Source organism: Paenibacillus sp. FSL H8-0315 (assembly GCF_038005365.1).
In the GTDB taxonomy this organism is placed as follows: Bacteria; Bacillota; Bacilli; order Paenibacillales; family Paenibacillaceae; genus Paenibacillus_AQ; species Paenibacillus_AQ odorifer.
Map to the genome: position 1 here is coordinate 1,969,173 of NZ_JBBOTA010000001.1, position 22,811 is coordinate 1,991,983.

General features: G+C 37.8%; 19 protein-coding genes and 1 pseudogene. All 20 read right to left on the reverse strand.

Translation table 11 applies throughout. From position 1 onward, the window contains the following. Nucleotides 1-75: 75 nt before the first annotated feature. On the reverse strand, nucleotides 76-720 hold the full coding sequence (locus MHB56_RS08555) for a YdcF family protein (RefSeq protein WP_341143471.1): 645 nt from the start codon (nucleotides 718-720) through the stop codon (nucleotides 76-78). Between the two features lie 3 nt (nucleotides 721-723). Further along, the gene (rfbB, locus tag MHB56_RS08560; protein ID WP_076099447.1) at nucleotides 724-1,719 is read right to left on the reverse strand and encodes a dTDP-glucose 4,6-dehydratase; all 996 of its coding nucleotides are present in this window, start codon (nucleotides 1,717-1,719) and stop codon (nucleotides 724-726) included. A 28-nt stretch (nucleotides 1,720-1,747) separates the two neighbouring features. After that, complete coding sequence (gene rfbC, locus MHB56_RS08565) at nucleotides 1,748-2,308, reverse strand: dTDP-4-dehydrorhamnose 3,5-epimerase (RefSeq protein ID WP_076179299.1); 561 nt, start codon at nucleotides 2,306-2,308, stop codon at nucleotides 1,748-1,750. Between the two features lie 20 nt (nucleotides 2,309-2,328). Beyond that, a pseudogene (gene rfbA / locus MHB56_RS08570) lies at nucleotides 2,329-3,207 on the reverse strand (glucose-1-phosphate thymidylyltransferase RfbA). 103 nt (nucleotides 3,208-3,310) lie between these two features. Further along, complete coding sequence (locus MHB56_RS08575; RefSeq protein WP_280753782.1) at nucleotides 3,311-4,729, reverse strand: hypothetical protein; 1,419 nt, start codon at nucleotides 4,727-4,729, stop codon at nucleotides 3,311-3,313. A gap of 86 nt (nucleotides 4,730-4,815) precedes the next feature. Beyond that, on the reverse strand, nucleotides 4,816-5,700 hold the full coding sequence (locus MHB56_RS08580) for a glycosyltransferase (RefSeq protein ID WP_280753781.1): 885 nt from the start codon (nucleotides 5,698-5,700) through the stop codon (nucleotides 4,816-4,818). A gap of 74 nt (nucleotides 5,701-5,774) precedes the next feature. Then, nucleotides 5,775-7,187, reverse strand: a complete 1,413-nt coding sequence (locus tag MHB56_RS08585; RefSeq protein WP_280753780.1) for a hypothetical protein — start codon at nucleotides 7,185-7,187, stop codon at nucleotides 5,775-5,777. Nucleotides 7,188-7,444: 257 nt separating this feature from the next. Next, nucleotides 7,445-8,554 (reverse strand): glycosyltransferase family 4 protein, encoded by a 1,110-nt coding sequence (locus MHB56_RS08590; RefSeq protein ID WP_280753779.1) that lies wholly within the window; start codon nucleotides 8,552-8,554, stop codon nucleotides 7,445-7,447. A 49-nt stretch (nucleotides 8,555-8,603) separates the two neighbouring features. Then, a complete protein-coding gene (locus MHB56_RS08595; RefSeq protein ID WP_280753778.1) occupies nucleotides 8,604-9,923 on the reverse strand; it encodes a nucleotide sugar dehydrogenase in 1,320 nt (439 codons plus the stop codon). 2 nt (nucleotides 9,924-9,925) lie between these two features. After that, nucleotides 9,926-10,855 (reverse strand): glycosyltransferase family 2 protein, encoded by a 930-nt coding sequence (locus MHB56_RS08600; RefSeq protein WP_280753777.1) that lies wholly within the window; start codon nucleotides 10,853-10,855, stop codon nucleotides 9,926-9,928. After that, the gene (locus tag MHB56_RS08605) at nucleotides 10,852-11,496 is read right to left on the reverse strand and encodes a sugar transferase (RefSeq protein WP_280753776.1); all 645 of its coding nucleotides are present in this window, start codon (nucleotides 11,494-11,496) and stop codon (nucleotides 10,852-10,854) included. Before MHB56_RS08605 ends, MHB56_RS08600 begins: the two co-directional genes overlap by 4 nt. Before the next feature lie 91 nt (nucleotides 11,497-11,587). Next, on the reverse strand, nucleotides 11,588-12,613 hold the full coding sequence (locus MHB56_RS08610) for a copper amine oxidase N-terminal domain-containing protein (protein ID WP_341143472.1): 1,026 nt from the start codon (nucleotides 12,611-12,613) through the stop codon (nucleotides 11,588-11,590). Nucleotides 12,614-12,615: 2 nt separating this feature from the next. Next, nucleotides 12,616-13,287: a hypothetical protein gene (locus MHB56_RS08615; protein WP_341143473.1), complete on the reverse strand. Its 672-nt coding sequence runs from the start codon at nucleotides 13,285-13,287 to the stop codon at nucleotides 12,616-12,618. A 24-nt stretch (nucleotides 13,288-13,311) separates the two neighbouring features. Next, nucleotides 13,312-15,144, reverse strand: a complete 1,833-nt coding sequence (locus tag MHB56_RS08620) for a polysaccharide biosynthesis protein (protein WP_076129424.1) — start codon at nucleotides 15,142-15,144, stop codon at nucleotides 13,312-13,314. Between the two features lie 41 nt (nucleotides 15,145-15,185). After that, the gene (locus tag MHB56_RS08625) at nucleotides 15,186-15,872 is read right to left on the reverse strand and encodes a CpsD/CapB family tyrosine-protein kinase (protein ID WP_036685074.1); all 687 of its coding nucleotides are present in this window, start codon (nucleotides 15,870-15,872) and stop codon (nucleotides 15,186-15,188) included. After that, entirely contained in the window at nucleotides 15,853-16,632 is a 780-nt protein-coding gene (locus tag MHB56_RS08630) for a YveK family protein (protein WP_036685072.1), read from the reverse strand. Before MHB56_RS08630 ends, MHB56_RS08625 begins: the two co-directional genes overlap by 20 nt. Nucleotides 16,633-16,751: 119 nt before the next feature. Then, nucleotides 16,752-18,728 (reverse strand): S-layer homology domain-containing protein, encoded by a 1,977-nt coding sequence (locus MHB56_RS08635; RefSeq protein ID WP_341143474.1) that lies wholly within the window; start codon nucleotides 18,726-18,728, stop codon nucleotides 16,752-16,754. A gap of 135 nt (nucleotides 18,729-18,863) precedes the next feature. Then, complete coding sequence (locus MHB56_RS08640) at nucleotides 18,864-19,646, reverse strand: tyrosine-protein phosphatase (RefSeq protein WP_076129427.1); 783 nt, start codon at nucleotides 19,644-19,646, stop codon at nucleotides 18,864-18,866. A 104-nt stretch (nucleotides 19,647-19,750) separates the two neighbouring features. Continuing rightward, nucleotides 19,751-20,419, reverse strand: coding sequence for a ribosome biogenesis GTP-binding protein YihA/YsxC (gene yihA / locus MHB56_RS08645; protein WP_076279992.1), 669 nt, complete (start codon nucleotides 20,417-20,419; stop codon nucleotides 19,751-19,753). 12 nt (nucleotides 20,420-20,431) lie between these two features. Next, a complete protein-coding gene (gene lon / locus MHB56_RS08650) occupies nucleotides 20,432-22,795 on the reverse strand; it encodes an endopeptidase La (protein WP_076129428.1) in 2,364 nt (787 codons plus the stop codon). Nucleotides 22,796-22,811 lie beyond the last annotated feature (16 nt).

Below are 22,811 nucleotides of genomic sequence, written 5' to 3' on the forward strand. Positions count from 1 at the left end.
TTGTCGTAATGCGCCTTAAGCCAAGATAAGAAAAAAACTGTTTTTGTCGGATTATAGTGAACATTCTACAGCAGATTAGCGAAACCAGTTCTTAATCTGATCAAGAGTACTTTTTGCCTCCGGACCATTGTAACCAAAGGTGTTGCCGATCATTTTTACATACTCGTTGAACGTTGTTTCTCTACTCTTTCGGTCACTCCACCAGCGTTTAGCGTTATATCCTGATGCAGAACCCACATACGTCAGCTCAAACTCCGATTTTTTGTACACACGACCAAAAAGAAATTTCACCCTCCGCATGTGAAAGTCAGAGGAAATAACAATCGCAGATTTAAAACCGTATTCTTTCATTATTGGAAGAGTGTACTCGGCATTCTGATGAGTGCTTTTTGCCGCGTTCTCAGTATAAATAACATCCTGGGGTATGCCTAAGGCTAGGGCATTTTGGACCATGTCACCCGACTTACTTGTAGACTCTTTAGCATTGGAAAGAATTATATAAGGAGCATAGCCTGCTTTATATAACTCAGCTGCCTTTTCCACACGACCTTGACCTCCGCTTAGGACGATGATCACATCTGATTGTTTGGGAGATTCAGTTAGAGCTAAGAAGCGGCCTGCACTGAAGAAACCAGTAATCAACAATAGTAAGCATACAAAAAGGACAAATCTTCTATTCATTAAATTACCTTTTCTTTTCTTAACAGATAAATCATTCATAAATCACTTATGCGATTCGTTACTAAGGATTTGTTGCCACCATTCAGCATTATCAATATACCATTGGATCGTCTGCGCAATTCCTGTCTCAAAAGTATAAGTTGGCTTCCAACCTAAATTCTCAAGTTTCGTTGGATCAATGGCGTAGCGTTTATCATGTCCTAATCTATCTGTTACAAATTCAATCAAATCTTCAGATTTCCCCAAGGTACTGATAATCGTCTTAACTACTTCAAGATTAGTTCTCTCATTATGACCACCTACATTATATACTTCACCACTTACTCCTTGGTGCACAACAAGGTCAATGGCCGCACAGTGATCCCAGACATGGAGCCAGTCGCGAATATTTTTTCCATCTCCGTATACAGGAACCTTCTCTTCGTTTAATACTCTTGAAATGGTTAGTGGAATCAGTTTCTCAGGAAAATGATAGGGGCCGTAATTGTTCGAGCAGCGTGTTATGTTCATTGGTAAACCAAAGGTCTCATAATACGCACGGACTAGCAAATCAGACGCCGTTTTACTAGCACTATAAGGACTGTTAGGCTGCAAAGGTGTTTCTTCGGTAAAAAATACAGTAGGATCAAAATCGAGTTCGCCATACACTTCATCCGTAGAGACATGGAGGAATTTAGTAATGCCGAATTTTTTAGCTGCATCTAGTAGTACCTGTGTCCCCATAACATTCGTACGAACGAATATCGCAGGATCAGTAATTGAGCGATCCACATGACTCTCCGCAGCAAAATGAACAACATAATCGAATTTCTCCAACTCAAAAAGAGACAATATTGCCTCTCGGTCAGCAATATCAGCTTGAACAAACCGATAGTTGGATTTGGACTCAATATCCTTATGTTTCGTTAGATCACCCGCATAAGTTAGCAAATCCAAATTCACAATATCATAATGCGGATATTTATCTACCATATACTGTACGAAGTTGCCTCCAATAAATCCGGCACCACCCGTAACCAGCATCTTTTGCTTACTCAATGAACGCACTCCCGATCTATTAGCTTTATTAGTTATTGTAAAAAAAATTCAAATTAGCATCTTTTAATAAAGGCGCCTTCTCATCCTTGGCAGATAATACAGGTGTAATATGAAGAGGCCATTCGATGCCAATAGAAGGATCATTCCACAGAATACCCCCATCACATTCCGGGGCATAAAGCTCATCGCACTTATACTGAACCTCTACGTCTTCTGTTAGTGTCATGAATCCATGTGCGAATCCTTTTGGGATCAGCAGTTGCTTTTTGTTCTCAGCATTCAGTTCAATGCCGAACCATTTACTATAGGTATGACTACCTTTTCTGATATCTACGGCTACATCAAAAATAGCACCACGTGTACAACGAACCAATTTCGTCTGTGCCTTGGGATGTAATTGATAGTGCAAACCACGTAATGTTCCTTTAGTCGCAGAGTAGGATTGGTTATCTTGTACAAACTCCATATCTATTCCATGCTCTTTAAACTTAGCTCCGCTATACGTCTCCATAAACCAACCGCGGTGGTCCCCAAAAACAGCCGGTTCAACGACTAATACGCCTTGCAATAAGGTTTCTGTAATTTTCATCACTGCCACACTTTCAGTTATTAGTATTGTATTTTACCTGTAGCTACTTTCATCAAATACTGACCATACCCCGTCTTACTTAACTTCTCCCCGCAATTCCACAAGTGTTCTTTAGTAATCCATCCATTAATATATGCAATTTCCTCCGGAGCGGCGATCTTGATTCCTTGATGATCTTCAATAGTCCGTACAAAGTTAGTTGCGTCGACAAGACTTTGATGAGTTCCTGTATCTAACCAGGTGAATCCCCGACCTAGAAGTTCCACATCAAGCTCACCAAGATTTAAGTAAGCTTCATTAATGGAGGTAATCTCCAATTCTCCACGTGAAGAGACCTCAACGTTCTTAGCAATCTCAATAACTCTGTTATCATAAAAATATAGACCAGTAATTGCATAGTTAGATTTTGGTTGTGTTGGTTTTTCTTCTACACTCAATACTTTACCTTCTTCATTAAACTCTACCACACCGAAGCGCTCTGGATCTTGCACGTGATATCCGAACACCGTTGCTCCTTGTTTTTTTGAAGAAGCACGTTGCAACATCTTCCGCATTCCATTTCCATAGTAGATATTATCTCCAAGGATCATGGCAACTGAATCATCACCTATAAAAGATTCACCCAAAATAAAAGCCTGCGCTAAACCATCAGGACTTGGTTGAACTTTGTATTATAATGAGATGCCAAATTGAGAACCGTCACCTAATAAGCTTTCAAATCTAGGCGTGTCCTCTGGAGTTGAAATAATAAGAATTTCTTTAATGCCCGCTAGCATTAATGTGGATAGTGGATAATAGATCATTGGTTTGTCGTAAATAGGTAAAAGCTGCTTACTTGTGACCATTGTTAATGGGTATAGGCGCGTACCGCTGCCACCTGCTAGGATAATGCCTTTCATTTATATACCACCTCTTCTGAAACATAAATTATATAACAAAGTTCGTAATTAATTAACTCACAACGCAATTATCAATGGTATCTCTCATGATAAATGATCTTATTTAATTTTTCATTAAGTACTTAAAATTCTCTAATGTCTTTACTATGTCTTTTCGCTTTATAACTAGATATATTACATATACGACTAAATATAGGACTAGTGCAATCCAAGAATTCAGATACCATCCTGTTATTATAAAAATAAATGACATAATTAATTCTAAAACTATATCTTTATATAAGGATAATCTTAGAATTTTTGAAAGAAAGATTTCTGCTAAAACACACCTCAATGCTAGTAGAAATACAATCGAGACTATTGCTGAATCTAGATTTTTATACAATACAGTGGTAAAAAAAGTGATAATTACTCCTAGCACTAGCGATATCAGGTTGATTTTCAGCATTAGTTTTTCTTTTCTTAAAGTCTTAAGATATGTATTAATTAATAGTGCCATTTTCCCTTCATAAACACACATTGGAAATACTAATGCCATATACGCTAAACTATCTGAATACTTTGGTAGCCACCCAGATAAAATAGCTCTAATAGGGTAATATAAAGTAATTAAACCCAATAATATTACCATCAAAAAGTTCCTCATAGACACATATATACTTGGCAACTTTTTTTCATTTGTCCTCCGCAAAATTGGAAACATTATAATTCCGACGGCATTTATGAATAACATCATAAGGTTAGATATACTTAATGTGAGTGAAACTACACCAAATGTTGAAACAGTCCATGTTCTCTCAATACCAAATCTGACTACTCCTATAATCAACATACTTGCTATATTTGAGAACATTAACTTCATACCAACGTTAATATTTAGCTTTGTTTCTTGAAAGCTAAACTGAAATAAAGAAAATTTACGAAAAACAATATCTCTACAACAATACATCGCATACAATAAAGATAATAATTTTCCAATTAAATCAGCAACTATCAGCAATTTATATTGTCTCACACCAAATATTAAAAAAACTATAATCAAGGTGCAGTATAATATCCGGTCCATCATTGTAATTTGTGAATACTCTTTGATTCGATTAGTAGCTTGTAAAATATACAACAACATAAGTCTGATGTTTACTATCACCAAACATATTGACACCATTTCTATCACAAAAGTTTTATTTATATCAAAACCAATGAGAGTAGAGCTTAGAAGTAACAGTCCTGATATTGTTAATTGCAAAACAACCAACATACAGAACTGTGAGAAAAATAGCCCCTTATCTATTTCTTTATACTTTTCCCCACCATACCTTAGATAGATTCCATCATTCCAACCAAAATGCATAAATCCAACATAGGAAGAATAAAATAAATATATCTGCCAATAGCCGTATTCTTCAACACCAATTAATTTTGGTACTATTAATATTACTAAAGTTGATACTATCAGTGAAACCAAATTTGATGTCAGGGTGTACGAAAAATTTTTTATGAAATTAACAGTTTTATCGTTCAATTTCTTTTCCTCAACATACTATTTTCCCCTTTTCCTAAGATCTACCGAGAAATCAATTCAGTAATTTATATAGTTTTAATAAACTATTATTTTATCATTTCTCTTAATTTCAAAAGAAAGAATTTTTCGTATTTTCCTAAATTAAACAAAGAAATATACAATGCTTTTTTGAATTTAGTAACTTTTAAATAGTTTTCAATATAAACTTTGTAACTATTTTCAATAATCTTATTTTTTTGGCGCCAGCTTTTTATATTCTTACTTATAGTAACACCTTGATAGTGAATAATTTTTTCATCACATAGTATACATTGTTTATAGTTCTTTTCATTTATTTTATAAGCCAATATGTTCTCTTCACAATATAAAAAAGTACTCTCATCAAAGTAATTGATTTCACTCAAAACATTACTTTTAATAACAAAAAAACACCCCGATAATACATCAACATACATTTTAGTTTTATCGCTTAGAGTCCTAATATCATAAGTAATACTAATGTTGAATACTTTCTCGAATATCTTAGATGATAATAAAAAGGAATTTATCAATACATTTCTATATGATGGCAATTTCCAAGCAAAATTTTTAACAATATTATCATTAACATCATGAATTAATCCTGAGGCAGCTGCAACATTTCGATGTGTATTTAAAAATTCGCAAATATTCATTATACTTTTCTCAGACACTTCAATATCAGGATTAGAAATGATTATGTTCTTTGGGCTATAATAACTTTCAATATGTTTAATTCCAAAATTATTACCACTTGCGTAACCATTATTCCTCTCCGTAGAAATAACATCTACTTTTTCTGATTTCAACTCCTTTAATAATGAATAAGAATTGTCAGATGAGCAATTATCTACGATCACAATCCTATCAAGAGAGCTATAATTTTTTATTTTTGTAATATACTTATATGTAGTTTCATAATCATTGTAATTCAAAACAACAGCTATATTCATTTTCCACCTCAATGATTCAATCTTAATTCTTAATTCGACTTTACAGCTTAATTCAATGAATCGCTAATCATAAACTACGACTTTATAGATACATTACGTGGAAATACATACAGACAAAGTACAATGAAAAACCATAGGCCCTGAGTTAAAAATGCCATTTCAATCATAGACATAATAAACACGTAGCATCCAAGCATTACTACTCCAATGTACTTATTCTCAATTTCACAACTTCTCACTAGGAAACAAACCAATCCAAATATTATACATGTAATTATCACACCAATAATTCCAAGGCTAAAATAACCTTCTGTGAACGAACCAATACTTGCGTTAGTCCCTGTACCAATAACATTTATTCCAAACCAATTTGTTATATTCCCGCTACTTCTATAAACAGAATCGACCCCAAAAATAGAAGCTATTTTAGTATGTGAGAAAAACGTTAAATTCCCACTAAAATATTCAGCGTACTGTCTTGATAATAAACCCTCAACAAAAAAAGATCTACGAATATAAGTTGTTATGTACATTTTTCCAGTAACAAGAAACATAAATAATTCAAGTGAAAGACCTACACAAAGCCAAGCTAAAAAATTTCCCATTTTTTTAAACTGAGAGTCACCAAAGAATAAAAGCACCATTAATGCAGTATATACTAAATACCCTTTCAAACTTCCTGTTGTAAGATAAACAACTATAATCATTACTAACACAATTACAGTCCCTATTTTTTTCTTATTTGACATGAAATATATTAATAAGAATGGTAACAAATATCTTTCAAGTGGGTTGGCGACATACCCGATATATGGATTATCCAATGACTTTGCTAGAGCTCTTGACTCATATACTTCCTTGAGCAATAAATTAGATAAATCGATATATTGATATCTTGATAATAATGGTGTTACCAATATAAGTGCAATGATTGTCCATTTTATTGCCTTACGCTTCTCAAAAATTATTTTTTTCGGACTTATTTCTATTTTAGGTGTGAATTTATCAAGAAAGAAAAGTGTGAAAAGTGGAAATAAAACAATTAACACAGGCGCTAACTTCCACCCCATGCAAATAGCTAATATTACTGCCGGTATAAAATTCATAGTCAATATACAATGAAATAACATGTAGTATAAAAAATCTTTTATTGTTGCTCCCAGTCCTGTAATTAGAATCACAAGAAAAAAGCCACCCAGCAGTGACGTAGCTGAAAAATCCCAAATTCCAAAACCAGCATAACTAAATAATGGTGCTATCATATAAAAGTAACTCAAAAACAAAAGCCAGAAGAGAACTATAAAATTAACTATAACTCTATACTTGGTATATTTACTAGGCCTTAAATGAATTGCTCTTGATGTCATATTTTCACCTACTTTGTTAATTGTCCAGTATTGTAAATATCTATAACTTAATTTTTTTATAGAGATAAATCTTTCAAGAAACTTCCCAAAAACATTTGTAACTAATTTAAAAGTTAACAAAATAAAACCCTATACACGTTTGTATTATTCTTATGGAATACTTTTAAGATTAAATATGCCATGAATACCCTGATTATTGTTTATTAGAAGTAAGTCCCAATATATCACTTCATTTAAATATATTAACACTGAAGTTGACGCTTTTTTTCTCCAACAGTAATAACCAGTAATGAGTACTCTACACATAACATTCATAGTATCCTTATAGAGTCAAATATTATTAAATAATCATTGATTGTTATCTATAAACACTATAATTAATTACCGAGCAAATTATATATCTCATTATAATCCGTAACAACTTTCTCCCAACTAAAAACATTAGCTGAATTTATACATTGAATACTTATTTGCTTATAATTATCTAAAATTTTTTCTATCACATTAGCAATTTCATTTGGATTACCACAATCCACATGGTATCCCACTTCACCTTCTTGAAACTGTTTATCAAACCCCTGTCCTTTTGTATAAACAATCGGTAGTCCTTGGCTCATTGCTTCCGCGTAAACTAGACCAAAAGTTTCTTTGATTGAAGGCATTATAAATATATCATTAGTACGATATATATTTAGAAGTTCCTCTTTAGGTTTAGGGTCTATATATTTAACATAGGGGATTCTGGATATTCTTTTATAGATCCCTTTATCAGCAATCCTGCCTACTATAGTAAATTCTACATTAAAGCCCTTTCTCAAAAGTACTTCAATCGCCTTAACTGTTGTTAGAAGATTTTTGTTTTTATTTATTACACCTGCATAAACCAGTCTTAATTCTTTATGTTCATTTTTCATTTTAGGTTTTCCTTTATTTTGAAGCCAAAAATCATCTATTCCATTCGGTATAATCACTGTTTTATGCATAATATCCTTTTTTAAGTTAGAAGAAATATATTTATCTAAAACAATGTTTCTATATGATTCCGAAAGAAAAATCACCTTATCAGCTTCCTTTAAAATCTCAATGCCAATTGCCCTTAAGTGAAACATGTACTTGAAAAAGATGTTTACATCAGTATTTCTTACTGCGACAATATATGGTATGTCATATTTTTTCTTCAACAATAAAGCAATATATCCATTTGAGAATAAAGAATGAGCGTGTGTTATATAAATAGTATTCATATCATATTTTTTAACGATATCTGCATATATTTTCACATGCTTAATATGAAAAAAAATCCTGTCATATTTACCATGATTAGCACTTTTGGTAGTGTATTCGCCAAGGTTTAAAGCAGAAACATCAGTAGACTTTGAAACGGGTACATACACATTTATATCTAAGCCATTTTCTATTTGCCTATCATATAAGTTTTTATAAAAGTTACTACCACTGTAATATGAATTTATGTGCAATATATTCATTTTTTTCTCTCTCTCATTCCTAACTTTATAATGTTTTTATTCGATTTTTTTATAATCTCCAAAAGCTATAACCCATATTTTCTATCTCTGATTTATCCAGAATACTTTTCACATCAATGATTACCTTCTCGCTATTATCAAAATTTCCAAACAACATATCTATCTGTTTCAAACTCATAGATTTGAATTCCTCATGTGCTACTGCAAACACAAGGCAGTCTGCGTCTCTAACATTTTCAATACTGACTAATTCTACACCGTATTCTCGTTTTGCATCGATAGCACTAGCTTGAGGATCGACTACTATTGGAGATATGTCGTATTCGTTTAACCTCTTTATTATATCTTCTACTTTTGAATTCCTAGTATCAGGACAATTCTCTTTGAAGGTAATCCCAAGGATAACTACCTTCGCCTGTTTAACAACTTTATTTGCTAGTATTAACTTTTTAATAATTGCATCTGCTATAAATGAGCCCATACCATCATTAATTTTCCGTCCTGAAAGAATTATTTGAGAATGGTATCCTAACTTTTCAGCCTCATATACAAAATAATACGGGTCAACTCCAATGCAATGACCCCCAACTAACCCCGGATAAAATTTCAGAGCATTCCACTTTGTATTCATAGCTTCAACAACTTCATTAGTATCAATATTCATACGATCAAAGACCATTGCTAACTCATTCATGAACGCTATATTAATATCGCGTTGACTGTTCTCTACAACCTTTGCAGCTTCTGCTACTTTGATAGAACTTGCTTTGTGTACACCAGCCTCAATAACCAATTCATAAACATTTGCAACTTCTTCGAGAGTTTCCTCATCTATACCAGATACAATTTTTATTATATTTTCCAACCTATGCACTTTATCGCCGGGATTAATACGTTCGGGAGAATATCCAATCTTAAAGTCTATCCCACACTTTAAGCCAGACTCCTTTTCAAGTATGGGAATACAAATATCCTCTGTAACACCTGGATAGACTGTAGATTCATATACAACAATTGAACCTTTTGTTAAATTTCGCCCTACAATAGCACTAGCTCCTTCAACAGGACTTAAATCTGGGGTCTTGTCTGCGTTTACCGGAGTAGGCACTGCGATAATATGAAACTTTGCTTCTCTAAGCTTATTTTCATCTGAAGTGAATTCAACTGATGTCTGTTGAATTGCTTCATCTCCTACTTCATTTATCGGGTCAATACCCTTTTTAAATTGTTCGATCTTTACTTTATTCAAATCGAACCCGATAACATTAGCCTTCTTCGCAAAAGCGACTGCAATAGGCATACCAACATATCCCAGTCCCACTAATGATATTTTTTCTTCTTTATTAACTATTTTTTCGTATAAGCTCATAATCAACTCTCCACTTTTCTGTATTTTGATTTATTGTTAATATATGTATTTATTTCATTAAAAAAATCTAATGGTGACACTAGTATCATAATTAACGCATTAATGAAGGCACGAAAATAATTTTTATTCCGTTTATAGGCTACGACCATAACGGCGTAATGTCTAAATGTAATAAACATCTTTTCACGTAAAGAAAAAAGATGAAAATACTTCTTTTTAAACCTATATAATAATTTCTCACCATCAATTTTATTCTTCCCCTGTGAAATCCCACCATCATTATGTCTATAAGCTATCACATCGCATACCGACAAGTACCGGATATTCAAATCCCACTCTATTGATTTAAGCATTAAATAAAACTCTTGTCCCATTTTAGAATCCTCAAAACCTCCTATTTTTTTCAACTTTTCCGCTTTATACATAAATGTTGGCGTACCAGTTAAATGTCTCATTAAATGATATTTAAGTAATGTCATTTTATCGAAACTCTTTAATTTATGATAATCTCGATATTCTAGTATTTTTTTATGTTGACTAACCAATTGTAGATCTGTAAATGACATATCACAGCTAGTTCTAATCATGAATTCTAATTGATTTTTTACTTTATTTGGTAAGTATTCATCATCATCATCTAAAAATGTAATAAAATCTCCTGAAGCGGCATTGATTCCGTTATTTCTAGCTAAAGAACCGCCTACATTTTTAGAATTCATTAGATAAATAACGTCAGGATCAGAACTATATTTTTTCATTAACTGCATCACTTTTTTTCTATAATCTGAGTTGGGAGGATTATCATCAATTATAATTAATTCAATATTTTTAAAAGTTTGATTCTTAATGGAATCTATAGCTCTTAAAAGATAATTATTTTCACGTTTATATGTTGGAATTATTACACTTACTCTTTTATTTCCCTCACTCATTTTGCTATAGTCTCCTCTTTCCTAACGTTAACTTTTTGATAATCATTTACTCCAATTCTGCCTTCTACAACACCTTCATGCTTCAACACTGATAAAATAGTGTCTAAGAAGCATTTGATATCCATCCCTATGGATATTTTAATAGTATATTCCCCATCAAAGTATGCCTTCTTTTCAATAGTTAGTTCATCTCTACCATTAATCTGAGCCCACCCAGTCAAGCCAGGTTTAATATCGTTAGCTCCGTACTTATCACGTTCAGCTATCAAATCATATTGATTCCATAATGCAGGGCGAGGTCCAACAATACTCATTTCACCTTTAAGGATATTGATAATCTGAGGTAATTCGTCCAAGCTTGTTTTTCTTAGGAACTTACCTATTTTGGTAATGAAGAAATCAGGGTCTTCTAGTAGATGCGTTGGCATGTCCTGAGGGGTATCTGTTCGCATCGTTCTAAATTTAAGTATGTAGAATTCCGATTTATTTTTGCCTAAACGTTTTTGTTTAAATAATATAGGACCTTTGGAGGTTGTCTTAATTGCGATCGCAATAATTAAAAAGACTGGCCATAATAATAACATTCCAATTAAAGCTAATAGAAAATCAATGGTTTGCTTCACGTAAACATAAGGTCTCATAAATTCACCTGATCCTTTAAGTTACTATTTCTTCATATATGTAGATCATCTCTATGCCAAATGAGCATAGAGATGATATTGTACTACTCTCTTAATCCCCCATTTTCGCAGCCAGGTCTTTCCCCAACTGAAGCTGTGATTCAAATTCACTTTTATATTGACTAATAACTTCTGTACTGTAGCCATTGCTGTTCAGTTTTTGTTCAGCATCAGCAACTATACTATTGAAGCTAGCAGTAAATGAGGCTAGTTGTTGTACCCCTTTAGCTTTTATACTTTTCTTACTCGCCTCATCTGTTGCTCCAACATACTCAAATGCAATACTCATTAATGTCGATTGACTTTGATTTTTAAGCGCCGTAAGTTTAGCTTCTGTGTCACTAGTGATAGTGTCATATGAAACCTTTCCAGTTCCTGCAGAACCACCACCTGTTGCACCTGTTGTATCCGTTGGCGCTGGTGTCGCTACTGGAGATGGGTCCTTAACATTGTCATTGTTTGTCGATCCATTAGTGGCTTGTTCCTGATAAGCCTTGGAAGCTGCAGTAATGGTCTTCGTCTTCTGATCCCAGCTAATGTTATGACCTACAGATTCCGATAAAAAACGTAGGGGTACATATAAGGAACCATTCAGGATGAAGCTAGATTGACCTGTAGGCAAAGCCTTGGTTGCACCGTTAAATGCATAACTTGCCTTTACTTGATTGAGGACAATATTCTTCGCTGCTGCTGAAGAACCATTCCCGTTCTTTGCATTCATTAGGTATTCTTTAATCACAACTAGCTCTGAACTACTAGGCTCTGCTACGGTAACTTTAACGTTTTTATCATCCCAAGCTACACTCTTTTGTAAAGCATATGACATAAACCGTAATGGAACATACGTTGTATTGTTGTACATGAATACATACTGGCCTGCGGGTGGCTGAATACTCACGCCGTCAAAAATCAAATTCACGTTCATACTTTGCACTTTAATCATATTATTTGCAGCCTTAGGCGTTGCACTTGGTACTGCCGCTGCTGATACTGATATAGGTGCGGATGCTGTTAAGGGTGCTAAACCAATTGAAGCAATTAATGATAAAGCTACGACTGATAGTATTGCTTTAGACATATTTATTCACTTCCCTTTTCTTTACCTTTTATTTGATCATATGTCTTTCCTTGACTGACTCCGTACTTCTTAGCAATCTGAGAAAGCTCATTATATTGCTCTTCTGATACTTTACCTAAAATGATACTACGTGCTTCTTTCTTTTCTTCTAAGGTCAAGCCGCCCTTGGCTAACTCTTTTAGGTGGTTAATATCTGATACGCTAAGTTGACCAAGAACAATAGAAGCAACATCTGCTTTATCCTTAATCGTTACATTTTCTTGAATTTGCTTAGCTTTATCTGTGGAGACCTGTGCTGTGTAACCATCTGAAGAGCCATCTTTATCTGATGATGGAGCTTTGGTCGGTTCACTAGTAGTAGAAGCTGTTGTTTCACCATTAGGTTTATCGTTATTTTTACTACTTTGATTACTATTTCCCTCATCATTTACTGGTGGAGTAGAAGGTACCGCAGACTCTACAGGTTCGACATTACTATCATCAACTGTATCAGTCGGTGCCGTTCCTTGATCTTGACCACCAACATTATCCTCAGATTCCAGATCAAAACCATCTGCCATTGAATTCATCAGCTTATCGACAGCATAATTCGCGGCGAACAAGCCGCCAACACCCAGTACTACAATAACTGACAGCGTCCATAAAAGGATCTTTTTCCATCGTTTGTTGAACACTTTATATCCTCCTTTATGAATTACTTAGCTAATAGCAACTTGGGCAACGGGCTGCATCGGTACAATCTGATTGATTATTTCGCGGATGACTTCTGGTTCCTCAGCGAGAACACGTTCCAAACGTTTAAACTCCAGTTCTAACTGGTTCAGACTTATGACATTAGGTTTACCGATAAAGATTCTTCCATGATCAGTAGAACCTAGATTTTCTTCATCTGTAAGCAACTCTTCATATAACTTCTCACCCTCACGAATACCGGAGAAATGAATATCAATGTCCTTATAGGGTTCATATCCAGAGAGCGTAATTAAGTCTTCCGCCAACGTTAGAATCTTAACCGGCTCTCCCATATCCAGAATGAACACTTCTCCGCCTTTGGCGAAAGAACCAGATTGGATGACAAGCTGAACAGCTTCCGGAATCGTCATGAAATAACGCACCATTTCTGGATGAGTCACAGTCACTGGCCCCCCGGCAGCGATCTGCTGCTTAAAGGCTGGAATCACACTACCACGACTGCCAAGAACATTCCCAAAACGCACAGCAGAGAACTTTGTTTGACTTGTGGTGTGCAGGCTCTGCACATACATTTCCGCAATCCGTTTAGTGGCACCCATTACACTGGTTGGGTTAACCGCCTTATCAGAAGAGATCATTACGAATCTCTCGGCACCATATTTATCTGCACAATCCGCAACATTTTTGGTGCCAAAAACATTATTTTTAATGGCTTCCGAAGGATTACGCTCCATTAAAGGAACGTGTTTATGTGCTGCTGCGTGAAAGACCACATGCGGTCTATGGCCACTGAATACATCCATTATCCGACTGCGATCCTGTACATCTGCTATCACGGTTACAATGTTCAACTCCGGAAAACTCTTACGAAGCTCCATTTCAATCGTGTAAATACTGTTCTCACCGTGTCCAAGTAACATTAGCTTGTCCGGACCAAAAGGAGCAATCTGCCGGCATAACTCTGAACCAATAGATCCGCCAGCCCCCGTAACTAACACCGTCTTATGATGTACATAACCTAAAATACTGTTTAAATCAGCTACGATCGGCTCACGACCTAATAAATCTTCTACGCTAACATCGCGAAGCTTCTTAACTGATATTTTCCCAGCGATCAGATCATTAAGAGCCGGTATAATCTTAAGCTTTGCTCCAGTCTTTTTGGCAAGATTAATAATTTCAGAAATCTCAGTACGTGAAACAGAGGGCATGGCGATGATTATCTCATGAATTTCTCTTTCTTTCACAATAGCTGGGATTGCATAGCGATTTCCAATTACAGGAACACCCATAATATACATATGGTATTTATTCGCATTATCATCAATGAAACCAACTAATTTGGTATGCGCAAAAGAGGGTCCCATCATTTCCCGAGCAATTAATATCCCACAATCACCAGCACCTACAATTAGTGTATGGGTCTTAGTGTCTTTGTAATTGATTCGATCATTATGAAGTACTCTCCACAAAAATCGGACTCCACCTACTAATAAAAGAATAGTCTCCATCGACCGAACTTCTATGGCAAGAGGTACTCTATCCGGCAAAATTAGATATGCCAGTGCAAATGAAAATAAAGACCCTACTACAATAGCTTTAGAAACCGATATAATTTCACCGATGCTGGCATATTGCCACATTCTTCGGTAAAGACCGAAGTATATCAGGCTTCCACCAAATGCAAATGTTGCAATCAAACCAAATTGCAGCATCTGTACAACGTATTCCTGAAGAGCATGGTTAGGGTACCGAAACAAATAAGATGTCACAATACTGAACCAAATGATCGCAAGATCAATGAAGAATAAAAGAATCACTCTAGATTTCGCTGTCATTTTCAGTGCCTCCAAAAATAACATTTTTAATTATGAATAAATCAATTTCCATAGTAGTAGTAATAGTACCCTTCACTAGCTTTACGTTTTACATTATTGAGAACAACGCCGAGCATTTTTGCACCTACACGATCTAGATTAGCTTTAGCTTTTACTGCGATATCGCGTTTCACCTTACCATAACTGACAACCATAATAACGCCATCACTCTTCGAGGCCACAATTTGTGCATCCGTAACCGCTAATAATGGTGGAGTATCAATAAGAATGACATCATACCGCTGACGCAAATCCTGTAAAAGAGTGCTCATCCGATTAGATGCCATCATTTCCGCCGGGTTGGGCGGGATTGGTCCAGAGGTCATAATTGAAAGATTATTAACACCGGAGTCTTGGACAGTGTCCTCAAGAACTGCCTGTTGAGACAGTAGGGAGGATAAACCAAAACGGTTGCTTAGTGTAAAAGTCTTATGTGCCGTCGGCTTCCGCAAATCGGCGTCAATCAACAATACTCTTTTATCTGCTTGTGCGTAAGCTGCCGCCAGGTTAGCAGATACCGTAGATTTACCTTCTTCCGGTCCGGATGAAGTGACCATAATCACTTGAATAGTCTGATCTACAGAAGAAAAATCAATATTCGTGCGCAATGCGCGAAACGCTTCAGAGACAGGAGAGCGTGGGTTCGTAACGGTGATCAGATGGCGTTGTTTATTTGGAAGCTGTGACATGTTCGAGGTCCCCCGCCTTTCTGGATGATTGTTTCTGTGTTTGTGCGGCACCTTGCTTGCTTTCATCTTGACCCAATCTAGTAATCATAGCTATGGTAGGCAAACCAAGATACTTCTCAATATCAGCTTCTGTCTTCAGGGTGTCATCCATATATTCCAGCAGGAAGGCAATCCCTAATCCAATCATCAAAGAGACGATAAAAGCAATAGCCATGTTCAGTAAAACATTCGGTTCTACCGGCCGTGGCTCAACAGTTGGATTCACTTTAGCTTCATTCAGAATCGATACATTTTCCACATTAAATAGACTTGGAATTTCTTCCTTGAACACAAGTGAAATGGCATTCACGATTTCAGCAGCCCGCTGATAAGAATTATCTCGAACGACAAGTGTCATCACCTGCGTATTATTTACGGAACTCACATTAACCTTTTTTAATAGCTCTTCCGCAGTAATATTGAATTGCGGATAATCCTTTGTAACAATATCAAGGATGGCCGGAGTCTTAATAATTTCCTTATACGTATTAATTAATTGAATATTGGTATTAATCTGGTTTAAATCAAGCTGCCCCACCGCTGACTGCGTCGGTGTTTGGTTAACGATAATCTTCGTGGATGCCTCATATACCGGGTTTTTAATATACAGACTATATACACCAGCAATACCGCACACCAATACAACTATGCTGAAAATGAGCCATAGTCTCTTCCTGACGATCTGAAAATAATCGCGAAGATCCAATTCTTGTGATGACAAGTGAAATTACCCCCAAGCTATTTCTGAAATATTTCGATGCCTGTTCAAATCTTCCCTATTTGCAAAAAAATCGCCTCCTCTCACCTACATGAGAGGAGGCTGTATACTATAAGTTTTATTTACTTGAAGTTAATAGTACGGTAGATAATTACTGCTGCTTCAGCACGGGTAGCTGTATCGTTCGGGTTGAACTTGCCAGCATTTCCGATAACCAGGTTGTGGCTTGCTGCAAACGCTACGCCATCTCTTAGGGATGCGCTGATCTTAGCAGCATCAGAGAATTTGCTGATTGCAGTAGAATCGGTTTTCGCATCAGGATTGATAGATTTCAACGCACGGGAGATCATTGTTGCCATTTCTGCACGTGTAATAGTTGCATTAGGATCAAATTTGGCCGCACTGCGTCCAGTGATAATCCCTTTTTCTGCTGCAACTGCTACATATGGTGCATACCAAGCAGTTGAACTTACATCGCTAAAGCTTTGTACAGCAGAGTTGTTTTCCAGGTTAAGCGCACGAATCAACATTTTGGAGAACTCAGCACGAGTTACGTTGTTCTTCGGTGCAAATTTACCTGCTCCGACTCCTTCAATCGCACCTTTAGCAGCTACGACTTGAATTTGTCTACCAGCCCATGCTTGTACAGCAGCAATATCATTAAAGGAGACTTTATTCTCAAGTACTGCATAAGAAGAGAATGTATCACGTGGTTCTACGATGAACTCTCCATCAAGTACTCCACCTTGGAATTGCAAGTCGCCGTATACAAGCTTACCAACGGAAAGCAATTCTTTATCAAGACCATCAGTATTCTTAAGTGGCAATTTGATAGTAATTGGTTGTTTAAATGTGCTTTGTACTACACCGTTCACACTAAGTGTGAATTCATACACATCCGAAGCCAATTTCAGCTTGGTAACGGAAGTTACAACTTCTGGTTTAGCTGTAGTTACTGTCAATGAAATCGCTGTGCTGAATTGGCTTACAGGAATCGTTACAGTTACACCATTGAAAGTAACGGCGATATTCGCAATACCTTTAGCTTTTGCAGCTTCAATAATGGCTTGGGAAAGTGGAACTTCAACTGTAGTAGCGTTTACTGTTCCCAGATTCAGGGTCAAAGTAAGACCAGTTTTACCAGGGTTCGCTGCAACCAGCTTATCAAATTCTTTAATTACATCAGCATCAACCAATTTCAAGGTTGCTTTACCGTCAACAATGCTTACGAGCTTAGATACGTCATAGATTCCTGGAGTTTGAACAGGAGCTACAGGCGTTGTAACACTTCCACTCCCACTGCCACCGCTACCAGGACCGACTCCGCCGCCAGTACTAAATCCATAAGCTTTAACGTAAGCAACAGCAAGTGATTTTGCCGCAGGTTTTGCGGATTTAATATTATTGTTCAGGTTTTTCAATGTTTGCTTAACATCATTAGCAGTAACTCCAAGCTTGTTCAAAGCCTGACTTACTGTAAGAGCTCCTGCACCTGTAGTGTGGTTCATCACTTTCGCAATGGCTTCATCCAACAAAGTCTCGTAACCAGATTCAGATGTAAGAATTGCCAACAAATCTGCTGATGACTTGTTACCTACCAGTTCACGAAGTTCTGTTTCAATACTGCTCAAGAATTCAGCAACACTATCAACAGTAAGTCCAGACACACCCGCTTTAGCTGCAATTTTGCTTACCAAAGCAATGTTTTTGTCATCGTTACGGATCACTTGGATTCCGGAGAAGTCATTTCCATAGACATCGTAGACTACACTAGTAACGCTTTGGAACAATTTAAGTGATGTTTTTGTTTCTTCTCCATCCAGTGAAAGCTTGTTCAGTACTGGAGCAAAAATTTCTGTAAATTCTTTCTCACTCAGTGCTGCAACCTCAGTCTTCAAATTGTAGAGATAAACTGCATCTGTTGCGGATAATTGTTTGTAAACAGCAAGAACCTTATCCTTAACTGCTGTACTGCTACTAACTGTAGCCGCAGATGCTGTGCCTACTGCTCCAAGGCTTCCCAACGGAAGACCCGCTACGGATGCTGCTACCATACTTGCTGCTAATGTTGATACTACTAGTTTCTTTTTCAAAGTCACTAAATATCCACCTCTTCTTATGTATTAAAATACTGTACTACCATAGACCTAGAACAATTCGCCCAAATGCTACGCTATTACGTATAGCATTAAATCACCCAATAAAACCCATTCTACCACTATTAGGTAGATTAGTCAGCCCTTTCGGAAAAAAAATCCAAACAATTTTTGTCGGTTTCCCCTTGTTTGTACGTGTTTTCCATGAATAACCTCGCCATTGGTCATAATTTGCTGAGCATTGCCGCGAACATAGTCACGCATCTCAGGGCCTAATTCTTTCTCCATAACCACATAAGCAGCGTTTAATCCAAAAGGACGATGAACACTATCATGTGCATCAGAGGCCAACACATGTACTGCATTTCTACGGCATAGCTCCAGCGACAATCTCTGTAGCTTATTCCCGAAAACGCCTGCAAGACTCTGTGCGGTTACCTGTCCAAGTGATCCTAGCTCTATCAATCTCTCTAGTTTAGAAGGATCAGCAGCTATTTCAGCATTGCGCTCCGGATGGGCGATGACCGGAACGAACCCTTGAATGATCAGCTCGTGGCAGATTTCTTCCATGTTACGTGGTACTCGTGAAGAAGGCATTTCTAGTAAAATATACCGCGAATCTGCAAGACTCAGCAGTTCCCCCCGCTCCAGATCATTCAGCAGATCACCGTAGATACGGATCTCTTGACCTGGAAGAACAAGCAGTGGATTACCAGCCTGACGAAGTCTCTCATTCATCATCTCCACAGCTTCTTTAATCTTGGGGGCATTATTCATATATTGACCGTTGGCATGATGTGGCGTGGCGATGACTGAAGTAATCCCTTCTCTGTGGGCGTCTTGCGCCATGGCAAGAGCAGCTTCCCAATCAGAGGCTCCGTCATCCAAAAAGGGTAAGATGTGGCAATGAATATCTATCATATGTTATCTATCGGTCCTTTTCCATAGAAATTTTAGTTTTATCAACAAAAAAATACAACCATTCCCACCAGGAATGGTTGCTTGATTGTAAATGAGTTCATATCTTACGCTTCGGTTGACTCCTCTTGCTGAGATTCATTTGCTATCATTTCAGCATTCTCTGAATCCGGAGATTCATTCTCAGAAGGGCGAATATACCCATCGATTAAGCCCCAAAGCTCGTCTTTGCCGAGACCAATTTCCGAGGAGAATGGAATAAAATTATCCCCTGGCAGCACGCCCAGCTCCTGCTTCATGGTCTTGATATGCTTTTGCCAGCGTGTCTTAGGAATTTTATCCGCTTTGGTCGCTACAACGCACATAGGAAGATCATAATGCTTCAACCAGTCGAACATCATCTTATCATTGCTGGTAGGCGAATGCCGCAGGTCCACAATAAGCAGAACAAGCTTCAACGTATCGCGCTCAGAGAGGTATTTTTCAACCATTTTACCCCATACCGCGCGTTGCGTCTTGGAAACCTTGGCATACCCGTAACCTGGAAAGTCAACAAAATACATGCTGTCTTCATTGATACGGTAATAGTTCATGTGTTGTGTCTTACCAGGCGTGGAGCTTGTCCGAGCCAGATTCTTACGGTTAATCATTCGGTTAATGAGGGAAGACTTCCCCACATTGGAACGCCCTGCCAGAGCAACCTCTGGCAAGGAATCATCAGGGTACTGATCAGGGCCAACGGCACTGATAATAAATTCGGCAATATTAACTTTCATAGGACTTCCTTTCTAATGCACACTACTCGGTGGCTCACTGCTAATTTCATTATGATGCTCAACTAACGCATGATGCAAGACCTGATCCATATTAGATACCGGTACGAACTCAACATCATTACGTACGCTCTCAGGAATATCTTTCAAATCCCGTTCATTGTCTTTGGGAAGAAGGATCTTTTTATATCCAGCTCGGTGAGCCGCAAGGGATTTCTCTTTCAATCCACCAATTGGCAGTACACGTCCCCGCAAGGTGATTTCACCTGTCATCGCCACATCCTTCGAAACATAACGTTTCGTGAGCGCGGAGATCAATGCGGTTGCAATCGTAATCCCTGCAGACGGACCATCCTTCGGAATTGCACCTTCCGGAATATGGATATGAATATCAATCTTCTCATAAAAATCGGGCTGGAGCCCCAGCTCCTCCGCCTTCGAACGAGTATAGCTGAATGCGGCCTGTGCCGACTCCTTCATTACATCGCCAAGCTGTCCGGTGAGGGTTAGTTTACCTGTTCCCTGCACAACCGTAACTTCGATCAGCAATGTATCGCCGCCAACCTCAGTCCAAGCCAGCCCAGTGACCGTACCGATCTGATCTTCAAGCTCGGCCATACCGTAACGATATTTAGAAGCCCCAAGATAATCCTTGATGTCGTCAGGAAGAATGACCACTTTCTCTTTTTCCTCAGACACGATTTGTTTCGCAGCTTTGCGGCATAATGCTGCAATCTGCTGTTCCAAATTACGAACACCGGATTCACGGGTATATTCGCGGACAATGCGTAATAAGCTATCGTCTTCGATAATCAGTTGATCTTCTGCAAGACCGTGGTTTTTCTTCTGCTTAGGCAATAGATAACGGCTGCCGATTTGCAGTTTCTCCAGTTCCGTATAACCTGGAATGAACAGCATTTCCATCCGATCCAGCAAAGGACGCGGAATATTATGCACTACGTTCGCTGTTGTTACAAACATTACGTTCGACAAGTCGAACGGCAGCTCTACAAAATGATCACTAAACGTGTTGTTTTGTTCTGGATCCAACACCTCAAGCAGCGCTGAAGATGGATCTCCACGGAAATCCGCAGCCATCTTATCGATTTCATCCAATAGGATAACCGGATTAATCGTACCCGCCGTCTTCATGCCTTGGATAATCCGACCCGGCATCGCACCTACATAAGTCCGGCGATGACCTCGAATCTCCGCCTCATCACGTACACCACCTAACGAGATACGGACGAACTTGCGATTGAGCGAACGGGCGATGGAACGGGCCAGTGAGGTTTTCCCCACCCCTGGAGGACCTACAAGACATAAAATCGGACCCTTAAGCTTCTTAACCAGCTGCTGAACGGCCAAATATTCCAATACCCGTTCCTTCGGTTTTTCCAAACCGTAGTGATCCTCATCAAGTACCTGCTCGGCCTTTTTGATGTCAAGATCATCCTCTGTCTGTTCACTCCAAGGGAGACTGAGCAGCCAATCTACATAGTTGCGAATAACGCCGCCTTCCGCAGAGCTGACTGGCATTTTTTCCAGCCGATCGATTTCTTTCTCCATCTTTTCTTTCACACGTTCTGGAACATTTTTCTCTTCCATTAGCGTCCGCAGCTCTTCCGCTTCTCCTACCCGGCCTTCCTTCTCGCCGAGTTCTTTCTGGATCGCTTTCATTTGCTCACGCAAATAATATTCCTTCTGCGTCTTTTCCATCTGCTTTTTGACACGTTGATTGATCTTACGTTCAAGCTCCAGCACTTCACGCTCATTATTAAGAATATCAAGAAGCTTCTCCAGCCGTTTACTAACATCAATCGTCTCGAGAATTTCTTGCTTATCCTTAATTTTTAGCGATAAATGACTCGTAATGACATCCGCAAGTCGACCAGGCTCTTCTATATCGGATACAGCAGCGAGGGTCTCTGGGGTCACTTTTTTGGATAACGTAATATAGTGTTCGAACTGATTGAGTACTGTACGCATCAGCGCGTCACATTCTTGATCGCTATCTTCATCTTCCGGCAGCTCACGCGCCATAACCTCATAGTACTCATCATTATCGATATAATTAATAATTTCGGCCCGTTCTACACCTTCAACCAGTACACGTATCGTACCGTTTGGAAGCTTCAGCATTTGCCGCACATTGGCGACAGTACCGACCCGAAAAATATCGTCCTGACCTGGCTCTTCAATATTCACTTCCGACTGGGAACAAAGAAGAATCAAATTATCTTCAACCATAGCTTTCTCTAGCGCCCGAACTGACTTCTCACGGCCCACATCCAAGTGAAGAACCATGCTTGGGTACACAAGAAGCCCTCTTAGCGGCAATAAAGGAAAACGACGACCTTTTGTTTTATTTGTCATCATCGCTTTCGCACCTCCC